The organism is Calyptranema fuscum S582 (genome assembly GCF_055793305.1).
Genome location: NZ_JBSLYH010000012.1, coordinates 74,115 through 87,089 on the forward strand (window position 1 = coordinate 74,115; position 12,975 = coordinate 87,089).

Annotated in this window: 13 protein-coding genes; 7 read left to right on the forward strand and 6 right to left on the reverse strand. The window is 49.5% G+C overall.

The annotated features are described in order from the left end of the window. Positions 1 to 365: 365 nt before the first annotated feature. A complete protein-coding gene (locus tag ACR6Z4_RS10610) occupies positions 366 to 1,112 on the forward strand; it encodes a 2-phosphosulfolactate phosphatase family protein (RefSeq protein ID WP_479717235.1) in 747 nt (248 codons plus the stop codon). A 170-nt stretch (positions 1,113 to 1,282) separates the two neighbouring features. On the opposite strand, the gene ACR6Z4_RS10615 is transcribed toward ACR6Z4_RS10610, so the two are convergent. Then, entirely contained in the window at positions 1,283 to 2,662 is a 1,380-nt protein-coding gene (locus ACR6Z4_RS10615; protein ID WP_479717236.1) for a GH1 family beta-glucosidase, read from the reverse strand. Between the two features lie 8 nt (positions 2,663 to 2,670). Further along, positions 2,671 to 3,225, reverse strand: a complete 555-nt coding sequence (locus ACR6Z4_RS10620; protein ID WP_479717237.1) for a TFIIB-type zinc ribbon-containing protein — start codon at positions 3,223 to 3,225, stop codon at positions 2,671 to 2,673. Between the two features lie 554 nt (positions 3,226 to 3,779). Between ACR6Z4_RS10620 and ACR6Z4_RS10625 the strand changes: the two genes are divergently transcribed. The 5 genes from ACR6Z4_RS10625 (at position 3,780) to ACR6Z4_RS10645 (ending at position 8,418) form a co-directional block, all read left to right on the forward strand. After that, positions 3,780 to 4,352, forward strand: coding sequence for a DUF1802 family protein (locus tag ACR6Z4_RS10625; protein ID WP_479717238.1), 573 nt, complete (start codon positions 3,780 to 3,782; stop codon positions 4,350 to 4,352). A gap of 7 nt (positions 4,353 to 4,359) precedes the next feature. Then, positions 4,360 to 5,244 (forward strand): tRNA (5-methylaminomethyl-2-thiouridine)(34)-methyltransferase MnmD, encoded by an 885-nt coding sequence (locus tag ACR6Z4_RS10630; protein ID WP_479717239.1) that lies wholly within the window; start codon positions 4,360 to 4,362, stop codon positions 5,242 to 5,244. 57 nt (positions 5,245 to 5,301) lie between these two features. Further along, complete coding sequence (locus tag ACR6Z4_RS10635; protein WP_479717240.1) at positions 5,302 to 7,080, forward strand: S8 family peptidase; 1,779 nt, start codon at positions 5,302 to 5,304, stop codon at positions 7,078 to 7,080. Continuing rightward, positions 7,077 to 7,307, forward strand: coding sequence for a hypothetical protein (locus ACR6Z4_RS10640; protein ID WP_479717241.1), 231 nt, complete (start codon positions 7,077 to 7,079; stop codon positions 7,305 to 7,307). Before ACR6Z4_RS10635 ends, ACR6Z4_RS10640 begins: the two co-directional genes overlap by 4 nt. A gap of 346 nt (positions 7,308 to 7,653) precedes the next feature. Continuing rightward, on the forward strand, positions 7,654 to 8,418 hold the full coding sequence (locus ACR6Z4_RS10645) for a creatininase (RefSeq protein ID WP_479717242.1): 765 nt from the start codon (positions 7,654 to 7,656) through the stop codon (positions 8,416 to 8,418). A gap of 169 nt (positions 8,419 to 8,587) precedes the next feature. On the opposite strand, the gene ACR6Z4_RS10650 is transcribed toward ACR6Z4_RS10645, so the two are convergent. Both ACR6Z4_RS10650 and ACR6Z4_RS10655 read right to left on the reverse strand, forming a co-directional pair. Then, positions 8,588 to 9,688 carry a hybrid sensor histidine kinase/response regulator gene (locus ACR6Z4_RS10650; RefSeq protein ID WP_479717243.1) on the reverse strand — a complete coding sequence of 367 codons (1,101 nt, stop codon included), beginning with the start codon at positions 9,686 to 9,688 and terminating at the stop codon, positions 8,588 to 8,590. Between the two features lie 232 nt (positions 9,689 to 9,920). After that, complete coding sequence (locus tag ACR6Z4_RS10655; protein ID WP_479717244.1) at positions 9,921 to 10,613, reverse strand: response regulator transcription factor; 693 nt, start codon at positions 10,611 to 10,613, stop codon at positions 9,921 to 9,923. Here ACR6Z4_RS10655 and ACR6Z4_RS10660 point away from each other — a divergent pair. Beyond that, the gene (locus tag ACR6Z4_RS10660; protein WP_479717245.1) at positions 10,606 to 10,776 is read left to right on the forward strand and encodes a hypothetical protein; all 171 of its coding nucleotides are present in this window, start codon (positions 10,606 to 10,608) and stop codon (positions 10,774 to 10,776) included. The genes ACR6Z4_RS10655 and ACR6Z4_RS10660 overlap by 8 nt on opposite strands. Positions 10,777 to 11,279: 503 nt before the next feature. Here the strand turns inward: ACR6Z4_RS10660 and ACR6Z4_RS10665 are convergent. Both ACR6Z4_RS10665 and ACR6Z4_RS10670 read right to left on the reverse strand, forming a co-directional pair. Further along, positions 11,280 to 11,852, reverse strand: coding sequence for a hypothetical protein (locus tag ACR6Z4_RS10665; protein WP_479717246.1), 573 nt, complete (start codon positions 11,850 to 11,852; stop codon positions 11,280 to 11,282). Between the two features lie 420 nt (positions 11,853 to 12,272). Then, positions 12,273 to 12,848, reverse strand: a complete 576-nt coding sequence (locus tag ACR6Z4_RS10670; RefSeq protein ID WP_479717247.1) for an SMI1/KNR4 family protein — start codon at positions 12,846 to 12,848, stop codon at positions 12,273 to 12,275. Positions 12,849 to 12,975: the final 127 nt, after the last annotated feature.

The window sequence follows — 12,975 nt, forward strand, 5'->3', positions numbered from 1 at the left end:
TGCGACAGCTCGCTTTTTTAAGAGCCAGAGAAGCGGTTTTGTCGGCGTTTACCTTCACATTTCTGCAACCAGATTAGTTCTGCAACCAGATCAGGATCGGGGATTGAACTCCACTCTATTTAAGAGAGCGATCGCCCTGCTGTGGTTCTCTTAAACAGAATGACAGGTTAATTGATCTGTGATCCTGAGTAAATGTGAATCTTCCCTACCATCAGCATCACGGATTCAGGGGCATCTTCCATCCCAATGTGGTCGTGTTAAATCGTAACCATAGACATCTACCGATGCGGGTTGCTGTCAAGATAACCCGGATTAACCGTAAGATGGAAGTCGTCTGATGATGATTGGTACAGGGACAGCCACTCGTGAAATTATTTGTCTTCCATACACCTGAGCTAACGCCAGCAGGGCTTGTGCCAGACTGTGCGATCGCCGTTGATGTGTTGCGTGCAACCAGTACGATCGCCACTGCTTTGCAAGCGGGTGCTGAAGCCGTACAGATTTTTAGTGATATTGACCAGCTGATGCACGTTAGCGAACAGTGGCACCCTGATAAACGACTGCGAGCCGGAGAACGCGGGGGCGGCAAGGTTGCAGGCTGCGACTTGGGCAACTCTCCGTTAGATTGCACCCCTGATTTAGTTACAGGACGCCGATTGTTTATCAGCACGACCAACGGGACTCGGTGTTTAGAGCGGGTGCAAGCGGCTGCAACGGTGATGACGGCAGCTCTGATTAATCGTGGGGCAGTGGTCAATTATTTGTTGAAACACATGCCCGAAACGGTTTGGATTGTCGGATCGGGGTGGGAAGGTAGTTTTTCGTTAGAAGATACAGTTTGTGCCGGGGCGATCGCTCACCAGTTAAGCCAACAGTTGTCTGGTTCGGGCGGCACCTATCCAGTCGATTTTGTCGGTAATGATGAAGTCATCGGGGCGATCGCACTGTATCAACAATGGCAAGATCAACTGCTGCAATTGCTGCAATATGCCAGTCATGGTCAGCGGTTATTGCGACTGGATTGTCAGGATGATTTGAAATATTGTGCTGAACTGGATACGTTAGACGTGATCCCGATGCAACGGGAACCCGGCGTTTTGGTTAAGGGTTAATACTGTTCTTTATGAGGCTGTGTCTGATTTACCCCTGGCTGTCGCTGTCCCCTTTGCCAAGGGGGACTACAGGGGGTCATGGGTTTGGCGTGTCTTCATAAAAAAATCGTTTTGGTGTGGCGCGGCTTCGCCGCGCCACACCAAAACGTTTCTTGGTTCAATCTATGATGCTAATCATTACGTTCGGTGTGCTGTCGAATCCAGTCGGCATACCAGTGAAAGCTGGCTTTGGGAATGCGTTCCTGGGTGGCATAATCCACATAAACTAAACCAAACCGGCGATCGCAGCCCCATGCCCACTCAAAATTATCGAGCAAGCTCCAGGCAAAATAGCCCTGAAGCGGATACCCTTCTTGCACGGCTCGCGAAGCCGATTGCAAATGCTGGTTTAAATAGAGAATGCGATCGCAATCGATCACCTGACGATCTGCCGTTAATTCATCCTCAACGGCACAGCCATTTTCACTGATAAAAATGGGCAAGTCGTTGCATCCCACTGTCTCACGCAGATGCCGAATTCCCCAGTAAATGCAGTCGGGGACGACATAAAGCCAGGGCATATGCAATCGCGGATAGCGTTTGGGAAAGGGCAACAGTTCATAACCGAGCGGATGATCGGTGGCTCGCACATAGGTACCGGAATAGACGTTAAAGCCCAGGCGATCGAGCGGCTGATGAATGATCTCTAAATCAGCAGGTTGGATGTCGGGGGCTTCGTCTCCTAGCTGCGCCAGCAAGGTTTCGCTATAAGCTCCGGTCAGTGCCGGAATAATAATGCCACCATTCCAGCCCAGGTTCCAGAAGGCAGTTTGGGCAGCTTTGATATTGGAGGGCGACTCACTCAGGGGCACGGGTACCGCAAAATTATCCACCAGTGCTACTGAACAGGCGGTCGGTGAGGCTGCCCGGATTGCCTGACAGGCTAACCCATGCGCCAACAAGGCATGATGGGAGGTTTGCCAGACCTCTTTGGGGCGCGTTACGACCGTGCCGGGGGCATGGATGGGGGGTTGATTGACGCCATACCCCATATGGGTGAAGCAAGAAATTTCGTTAATCGTCATCCACTGGGTGATGCGATCGCCCAATCGGCTGACGACAGCGGTGGCATAGTCGGCAAAGTCGGTTGCCATTTCGCGGCTGCGCCAGGAGCCATAGCGGTCTTCTAGAGCTTGGGGACTGTCCCAATGAAACAGGGTGGCGTGGGGTGTAATGCCGTGTTCGAGTAAGCCATCGACCAAGCGGCGATAGAAATCTAAACCGGCTTCATTAACGGCTCCTCGACCGTCAGGAATGATGCGCGACCAGGCGAGGCTAAAGCGATAGTGCTTGATCCCCAGTTCGACCATGAGCTGGATATCGGCTGGATAGCGATGGTAATGGTCGCACGCGATCGCACCTGTCTCTCCATTCAAAATTCGTCCCGGTGTTTGGCTAAAGCGATCCCAGACACTAGGTTTTCGACCATCGACGGCGATCGCCCCTTCGATTTGATATGCCGAAGTGGCAACTCCCCATTGAAAATTGGCAGGAAAGGTGTAGAAAGACATGGGGCATTTTATTTGGCAAAGCGGCGCATCAGGTAGGCAACGGCAAAGTCGCCATTGGGATGCTTTTCTAATAATTCTGCCAGGGCAAAAACTTGATGGGCTAACTCGTCTCCCAGTTTATCGATGGTGGCTTGTCGTTCGCGTTCGGCAAATTCTTTTTCGCGGATTTTGACCTGCCATTCGCTGGAAAATAGCTGGTCAATGGCTGTGTGTAAGCCCATTTTCTCTAGCACATCCCATTCACCGCGATCGCACCAAATGCCTCCACATTTGGGACAGCGTTCGACATAAAACGCATTTTTAGAGCCAACTTTTGCTCGCGACAAGAAACAGCCACAATCGGGGCAGAGGGCTCCTTTGGTATCCAGGGGCGATTGCACATAATCGACATCCAGGGTTGCCGGGAGTTTGGCGAAATCGATGCGCGATTGCTGGCTACGCCAATTGTGATATTCCTCGGGTGGAATCCATGTGCCCTTACAGTCTGGACAGCACTTGACTTGCAACCCTCCTGCCAGCAAGCTATCTGTCAATTCTATTTTTTTGTCTTTGGGGCACTGCACAAGGATTCCTCCATCCGGTTCTTCAATTAAATCATTAAGGATTACACCTTAAACATAGAGCAGTCCTATTTGATCCGTGAAAATGAGCAGTTGTGAAAACGCATTCCATCGTAGGGGCAGGTTTTGCCGAAATGCCGACTGCCGTAGGGGCAGGTTTTACCGAAATACCGACTGCAAAGCGATCAGAGACTTGCTAAACCTGCCCGTAAGAGATAATGGTTGAATGAGAATGTTGGGGTGAACCTAAAGCTTTTTTGGGGGCTTGCCCCCAAACCCCCACTGGGGGACGAGGCGCTTCCCCCAGACCCCCTCCGAAGTGTGGACAACGTTTTAAGGCTGTCATTATTTAACGGCTTTATGTTGATCTTGTTGCTTAGGATCGTGGATTAAATAAGATCGAATATTGAATTGTTTGGAGGGGTGAACGGCCGTTCGCCTATTGAATTGTTTGGAGGGGCGAACGGTCGTTCGCCCGTACAACACATCACCGGAGTTATTTAATTCTCATTCTTTACCCATTCATTGAATCCACTACACCTATATCCACTGCATCTATGATGATGACTCATGCCTTGAAAGAGTGGGCAGTTGCTATCAATGCCCTGGTGGCAGGTGAGACGGTTGTGTTGTTGCGCAAGGGGGGCATTCGGGAGGAGGGCGGACGGTTTCGGGTGGCTCAAGACAAGGTGTGGCTGTATCCTACCTATGAGCATCAAAAACCACAATTATTGAAGCCTGCTTACGCGAATCAGGTGGAGCCGGTGACATCGGGTTGGCATCCAGAGTCGGTGGCGATCGCTGCCTGGGCAGAGATTACAGAGGTGTTTCAGATCAGCGATCCAGAGGTGGTGTCGGCGTTGCAACCCTTTCACATCTGGAATGAGTCGTTTGTGGCGGAGCGGTTTCACTGGAAGCCCCGGCAACCGCTCTATGTATTAGTGCTACGGGCGCATCGGCTGGATGCAGTTCATACCATTCCTTATCGCTCAGACTATGGGGGCTGTCAGTCGTGGATTGATTTGGCTGATGCGGTAAAAGCGATCGCCCCTGAGGTATCCACTCCCGCTGTCACTGACACGGCGTATGCTGAACTAGTTCATAAAATTGCATTGCTCGTGCATGGTTGAGACTGTTATGCCTGACCCGACCCCGTGGGTGCCGCAATCGACGGAGGATGGTTCTTTTACTTTTTTTTCAACAGAATTTGGCGAAACGTTTCATAGTCGCCAGGGGGCAAAAGCAGAAGCGTTTCTCAAGTTTGCTCAGGCAACGGATCTGGCAAAACGGGCAACGCAAGAGCGGGTTCGCTTGCTGGATGTCTGTTATGGGCTGGGATACAATACTGCTGCCGCGTTGGAGGTGATCGGGTCGATCAACCCCCATTGCCATGTTGAGGTGTATGGATTGGAATTGGATGAAACGGTTCCTCAGGCAGCGATCGCTCCGGCTCTGATCGAGTCCTGGACGCCTGCTGTGCAGACGATTTTACAGGCGATCGCGTTGGAGCATCAGTGCATCCAGCCCGATCTGACCGCAAGGTTATTAATAGGCGATGCCCGCCAGACCATTCAAACCCTATGCAAATCGGGATTTCAGGCAGATGCGATCTTTTTTGATCCTTTTTCGCCACGTCGCTGTCCACAATTATGGACGGTCGAGTTTTTTCAAAAAATTGCCCAATGCCTTGCACCTGCGGGTAAGTTAGCCACCTATTCTCGGTCTGCCTCTGTCCGGGCTGCGATGCAAGCCGCAGGTCTGTCTGTGGGAACGATTCCGATGCTAGAGCGATCGGTTTCCCATGAATGGTCGCAGGGCACAGTCGGCAGTTTTGCTCCAGAAACTCTGCACCCCCTGTCGCAGATGGAACAGGAGCATTTGCAAACTCGTGCAGCTATTCCCTACCGAGATCCAACGCTAAGCGATGCGGCAGCCGCCATTCTGGCACGTCATCACGCCGAACAGGCAGAATCAACCAGAGAATCGACCTCAAGCTGGCGGCGACGGTGGGGCATTGATTAATAGCACGTCTCTTTAGACCTGAGCTATCTTGGGGAGGAAGTCGTTGCAATGTTGGCTATGAAAAGGCTGCTGTTGGTTGGGTTGTTCCTGGTAGGAATGATCTGGGCGTTGCTCAGTTATCCGGGGTTAGCAACCCAGGGAACGTATGATTCGATTGTTTTAGATTTTCGAGAAACGCTGGGTCAGGAACAGATTCAGCAGGAAGTCGCCGCGATCGCCAAACAATATGGCATTGCCCCTCATCTCAACAGTGCCTTTTCGACCACCGATAATGTGTATGTGCTACCGGGCGATAAAACCCTGCTAAAGGCATTACGGCGATCGCCCTTGCGCCAATATACAGAGTCAATTGACCCCAACTATATTTATTCGGCTAGCGCTATTCCCAACGATCCCGACTACAGTAAGCAATGGAATTTACGGAGCATTAACATCGAGTCTGCCTGGAATGAGGCGAAGGGAAGCGGGGTCACAGTTGCCGTCATTGACACCGGCATCAGTAAAGTACCAGACTTCAACCAGACTAAATTTGTCGAAGGCTATGACTTTGTCAATGACCGCACGGATGCGTCTGACGATAACGGTCATGGCACCCATGTGGCAGGCACGATCGCCCAATCTACCAACAATAATTTTGGCGTTGCCGGCATTGCCTATGAAGCGAATCTGATGCCGTTGAAAGTGTTGAGCGCATCAGGAGGAGGGACAGTAACCGATATCGCAGAAGCCATCCGGTTTGCCGCAGATCATGGTGCTCAGGTGATCAATATGAGCCTGGGGGGTAGCGGAGATGCGGATGTTATGCGAGAAGCGATCGCCTATGCCCACAAAAAAGGGGCAGTCATTGTTGCGGCGGCTGGAAATGCGAATACCAATTCTGCCTCCTATCCATCTCGTTATCCTAATGTGATTTCCGTGTCTGCGCTTGATGCGGCGGGGGTAAAAGCGCCCTATTCTAACTTTGGAGCTGGCGTCGATATTTCTGCACCGGGTGGCTCTACAGCTACGGGAGCCGCTGGCGGTATTCTGCAAAATACAATTGATGCACAAACCGGAGAATCGACCTTTGCCGCATTTCAAGGCACCAGTATGGCAGCACCCCACGTTGCCGGAGTTGCCGCGTTAGTGAAATCGGTAGGTGTGCAAGACCCTGACCAAATTGCAGCCATCTTAAAGCGATCGGCACGGGTAATTAAAGGCGATGAGTTGAACCATTTTGGGGCAGGTCAACTGGATGCCGATGCTGCCGTGAAGCTGGCACAGCAAGAAAATCTAGATGTCAAAGACTTCTTCCGCTGGTTGCGCAATAATGGCTACCTCAATCTCAAATTCTGGTTTGATGGCGGCGTGATTGCGCTATGGCCGAAACTGGCGATGGTGCTGGGGTCTTATCTATTGGCATGGGTATTGCGTCGCTATTTGCCCATTTTCAGCGTTTCGCTGGCCAGTGGTCTGGTGCTGGGTAGTTCTGGATTGTTCTTCCTGCGGGGTTTGTATGTTTTTGATCTGCCCCAGGCTCCCTTCCGGGTTTTGGGCAGTTCCATTCCCGAACTGGGCAGTGCGGTGCAGGGCAGTGTCGCTCTCAATCCGATTTTTGCCAGTGTGCTGATACCCTTCATCCTGGTGGCGTTGTTATTGGGACAGGCTCAGTGGAAATGGTTGGCGATCGGATCTGCCCTGGGTGTGGCGTCTTGTTTGGTGATCAGTGCGATAATGTCACCCAGCTTAGTATGGTTAGGCAGTGGGGCGATCGCCCGTAGCTTCCTGTTAATCAACGCCGTACTCTGTATGGGCTTAGCATATCTAGCCGCAAAAGCGGAGGCAGAACACGCATGAGCTTGACGATTACCGGAACTGTACAAAAATCCAGCATGGGCACGGGCACCTGGGCATTGGCTGCCGATAGTGGGCAGACCTATGAACTCTACAAAGGGGCACCTTCTGACCTGCTCAAGGATGGGCTAAAAGTAAAAGTAGAGGGTAAGGTTCGAGATGATGTCATGACGATCGCCATGATTGGTCCCGTTCTAGACGTAACCAGTTTCCAACCGCTGTCGTCTTGATCCTGGCATTGCTGAATCCAATGATGAAATTGGGTGTGAATGCTGCGCTCCGCGCAGCATTCACACCCAATTTCATAGCCCAAATTAGCAGCGTCTTGATGCTTATGCTACGTGAAACTAGGTCGTCATTGGGATAAAGTGTCTCCCATATCGGGCAGGGTTGAATCGGTCTGGGTCGCACACACGGCGATCGCTTCAGACACACGTTCAGCCTTAGGATCACAAATTAAATAAAACCTGGACGTTTATGTTTGGCAGCGTGGCATCATCGTGCTGCCAAACATAAAGCTTCGGTCTCATGAAATCCATGATCCTTAGCCCCCTGTAGTGAAGGGAGACGAAATTTATGGACCCCGTGATGATGAGTGCGCTCAGTTGGATGGAGTATCGTGACAAACTCCAACAAGGGCAGACCATTGTGTTGATTCCCTGTGGAGCGTTAGAGCAACATGGTCCACATTTACCCTTAGGAACAGATGCTCTGCTTTCAACGGCGATCGCTCGTGATGTCGCTGCCAAGGTGAATGGGTTAGTCGCACCCACGTTCAGCTATGGTTACAAATCTCAGCCCAAGTCGGGTGGGGGGCAACACTTTCCTGGCACAACCAGCCTGGATGGAAATAGCCTGAGCCAATTGATGCGAGATGTGGTGCGTGAATTTGCTCGTCAAGGTGCCCATCAATTAGTCGTGGTTGATGGGCATTACGAAAACCAATGGTTTTTAACAGAGGGCATCGACCTGGCAATTCGAGATATTGGTGCTGCTGCCCGTCTCAAAGTTATGCGGTTGGAATATTGGGACTTTTTTACAGAGCAAACGTTAGGGAGCGTGTTTCCCGATGGGTTTCCCGGTTATGCTCTGGAACACGCTGCGGTGATTGAAACCTCGTTAATGTTGCATTACTATCCCGATCTGGTGCGGTTAGAGTTGATTCCCGATGAAAAGCCTGCCGACTTCCCTCCTTATGACGTTTATCCGCACCATCCCGAATGGGTGCCTGCGTCAGGTGTGTTGTCTTCTGCCAAAGCGGCTGACGTGAAAAAGGGACAACTGATGTCAGAGCAGGTAACTGACAGCATTGCTGCCGCCGTGTTGCAGGAGTTTCGCTAACGTTCTCCATGCGGATCCTGGCTATAGCCATGTTCAATGGTGTGGAGTCTATGGTGTCGTGAGAGAGCCGCGCTCTGCGCGGTTCTCTCATGACACCAATAATTCATTCAGACGTAGCGCGCTCTGCGATCGCGCCAGATTCAAATTCATACCAGGATTCGGCAATACCCTAAAATTGCGAAATAGGAAATGAAAGTCTGACAATCGTTTGCTGACCCGGAAAACTCTCGATGGACAATTCACCGTTGTATAAATCGGCAATTCGTTGAGCAATAATTAATCCCAACCCGGCTCCTTGTTCCTTATGGAAATTACTCTGAAATTGCATGTAGGCTCCGATCGCTGCAATTTCTTCCTCGGTCATGCCTCGACCATAGTCAATCACAAATATATGTAAAAGTTGTTCGGCAAAACTGCTAACCACCCGCACCGGAGACCCTGGCAACGAGAATTTAAAGGCATTATCAATAATTTCATTCAGAGCTTGCTTAAACCGCTCTGCGGAAATATCAATCAAGGCATCCTGTAAATCCAGTTGTAAATCATCTTGCCGATCCATATCTCTGGCTTTTTGAGTAGCAACCTGCATAAGGATGGGCTTTGAGTCGCAATAGGTTTGACTGGAGCGTAATGCTGCAATTGCCTGGGGATTGGTGATGGTTAGCTCTAACTCGGTATACGCTAAATAGCTTGTAACCAGCGTATGTAAGCGTTTACCACTGCTTTCGATGCCATCTAGCATTTCCAATGCTTCTGCTTTATCGATGGAATCGTAGCAATCTCGCAACACCTGTGCACCATTGATGATGCCCACTAACGGTGTTAGCAATTCATGGGGAAAGGAGTAAGCAATATTATTGCGAAGTTCGTTGAGTTTGTTTTGGGTCTGTTGTTCAATGGCATCTTGTTTAGCTAACCGACTCTCGATCGCTCTTAATAACTCGGCGGCGGTGAAAGGTTTGGTGAGATAGTCATCGGCACCTAGCTCCATGCCCTGACGCAGGTCGGCTTTTTGAGCTTGGGCTGTCAGGAAAATCAAGGGTATCTGGTGTGTCGTGGTATCAAGTCGTAATGCTTTGAGGATTTCATACCCATTTAATTCAGGCAATTGAACGTCGCAAATAATTAAATTGGGGCGTTCTTCCTTTGCCAGATTTAACCCTTCACGTCCATTACTGGCTGTAATGGTATAGAACCCCTTCATCGATAAAAGCTCGTAAAGGTTTTCCTGAACTTGAGGCTCATCTTCGATCACTAAAATCTTCTTCATAATCACGATTTGCCAAAAAGTTAAGTAAAAAATAGCTGAGGAATCAAGCTAAGTTGCCTGGGTGAGGATCGTGGATGTCTTAACGTGTAGTTCCCTGCGGAAGGGCGTAGCAGACTTTACGGGAAGCAGTGTACGATAAAACGTTTTTGCGATCGCCCGAGACTCATCTGCCGAATACCGCGACTGTAAACGGCTAAGGCTAAAATTGCCGATCTGATTTAATCCATGATCCTTAGCGCAAAAGCTGAAACTGTCGGAGCAATTTAACATTGCTGGGTGTCAACAGCTCTTGTAACTTAGCCATCTGATCCAGCAAGGCGATCTCACGCGCACATTCTTCTTTGAGCACTGTAAGATAGCGATCGCGTTCTTCATCGGATGTTGCTCTATCTAACATCTGGATAGCGATGTTGATATTAGAAACTGGATTTCGTAATTCTAAGATGAGTTTCTTTAAAAAATCCTCTTGCGTCTCTACAATCGTTTGATTTTCTTCAGCTTTAGATTGATATTTTTTGGCAAGATCGTGTTCTTTCTGATACTGCTGAATTACAACCGTCTGACGCTGCAAACGAGCCGCGATCGCTTTTTTCAATTCTGCTTGAGAAAAAGGTTTGGTCAGATAATCGTCTGCCCCCAATTCCATGCCCCGCCGCAAGTCTAAACGCTCGGCTCTAGCAGTCAGGAAAATGAAAGGAATCATGGCTGTTTTCGGATCTTGGCGAAGTTGCTCCAAAACACCATAACCATCTAGCTCAGGCATCATCACATCGCACAAAATTAGATCCGGGCGCTCTGCTTTGGCAAGTTGAACCCCAATTAGCCCATTTGCCGCAGATAATACGTCAAACTTTTCAAGTTTCAGAAGTTCCAGTAAGGTCTCTAGAATCTGATCCTCGTCTTCAATGACAAGAATTTTGGGCATAATCAAGGGTTCCTCAGCCGATAAAGAGAGATGGAGTATTCCTGCTGTTCAGGAGAGGTTTGCGGGTGAAGCCATCTCTAATATCAGCAGTACTAAAGATGAATCTGTTTCTCATAGTGCGATCGCCAATAGCAGTCGAAGTTTGAAAGAAGCCAGACCCTAACTAAAGGGTTCCTCGATATGGGCAATATTTAACAATAAATATGTAACAAATCCATCTTACTTTGGTGAGGAATCCCCTTTAAGGCTTCTGTTAAGGAATAAACCTCGGTTTCGATGGGGCAACCTCGGCAGATGTGGTTGCGTCTGGGTATAACTTTAAACGCGAAAGGCGCACAGCCTCCGCACCCCTGTTTTAACCAGCTTTTGCCTGCTCTAGAGATTCTGCAACAACAAAATCGTGACCCACAGAGCGCGCAGATCACGACGTCTTGTAGCGATAACGATTATTAAGGGAGAGCCGCGCGGAGCGCGGCTCTCCCTTAATAATCGTTACTTCACAAAATTGGGAATGGCTATATAGCAATCCTAAATCAGTTGTGAAAGCGCCCGCCCGAAGGGCGGGCGCTTTCACAACTGATCAGATTCACAAATCAAATAGGATCGCTATAGATGCCGAAATTATTAGATGAGGGACTGATCCGGTGGCACTGATGGTGTTACTGATTAAAAGCTGGGATTGTGTTTTGCATCCCAGCAAACATTATCTCGCCAAACTCGCCCGGAGTCTTGGCAGTTTGTTTTGCTCTGAATCCAGGGAATACCCGTGGGATGGGGGTTGGCAGTTTGCCAGGAGGTCATCACGGATGGGACTTGCTGTGCCAATTCCACCAGCAACATTCCACCCAGGGCAATACCGGATAACGCCATACTGACTGCCCAGGCGTAGGACTCATTTTTCGAGGAGAGACGTTGCCCCCGACGACGCTCGGGCCCTGCTAAAAACACACAGTAAAAACCCCGTCCTGGGAAAGGTACTGTAAATCTCAGGTCGATACGATGTCTTGACCAGCTAGACTGCTGTAGAGCTGCTTTTAGTGCGTCTTGTTGGGCAGACGTGAAGGTATCCTGGATGCTGGGTGGAATATGGGTCATGACCCGGTCGTAGATGGCATTGTTTTCTAATGGTTTCATAAATTTGTCTTGCTCAAAAATAGGGGCACATTGTTGAAGATCGATTGATTTAAGGCGATCGCATCGTCTCTTCATCATTGAGCGATCGCGATTTGATGCGGACACCCTGTTGGTCTTAAAGAATGACTGTCAATAGGAGCGATGAGAAGCAATATGCCTTTATTTTCATGGCTTTGAGCTGATTTGCCATCGACGGAATTATCATCTTTTTAGACGAAAAGACTCTGTATATCCCTACCTCAGCAACCCCCACGAGTCAGTATTTTTCAGTAGATAAAAATTAACGATGGAGATGGCTTTGCCATCTCCACCGTTGGAACCACATCGTTCTATGGAGTGTGTGGTATGGAGCTAAAACAGGTGTAAGGTCATTGCCTAACGTCCCGATCGAGACATCATCACCCCATAGCCGGGATGGGGGAGATCACGGATTCGGATCGAATCCGTAGTCCGTAGGGTACGGACTGGTCTGGAGCTATTGACAGGGCAATGAATTAGCGATGTCTTATTAGCTGTTTTTCTCAATCAACAATTGACATTGACGATGCCATTATAGTCTTCGGAAAATATAAATTGTCCTGATGCCAAACCTGCTGCATACTGTGCCAACCAGGTTTGAAAGCTGGGGGCAAGGATAGTTCTATCGGCATCATCATGCCACATGGTTATGATTTGCCCCAGGGTTCCGCCTTCATCGGGGTCTAAATCTAAACAAGCATGATTGCCCGCTCCATCATAGGTTAACGGTATCCATTTGGGACTCCACCAAACCTTGCGAATGCCTGGTTTTGCCTCGCTGCCTTGATCCTGTCCATTATCATCCTGAAAGGTGCCACTATCTAGCAGGTCTTTCCAAATGTCCCACTCTTGCTGAATGCGTTCTAAGGAAAGAAATTCACAGCCGTCAATCAAACCATAACGGTAGGTCGATTGTCCATTGTGAATGCGATATGAAGACTTGACCGCTTCGGGCAACTGAATCGAGAGCGCGGCTTCTAATTCACGGATTTGTGCATCAGAGGCTCCTGGTTGCAATGTCTCCAATACAGACGGAGCATTTGCCTGTAACCAGGTTTCTATGTGTGTCCAGATTTCGTGCATGATAGTCCTCTCGACCAAAGCAGGCTCACAGATTAATCAACCAGTTGTTGTGCTTGAGAGAGCAACGGTTTTGCCGCCGCTCTTTCATACCGATTTGTACTTGATGCCATTGAGCATCGCCATAGTG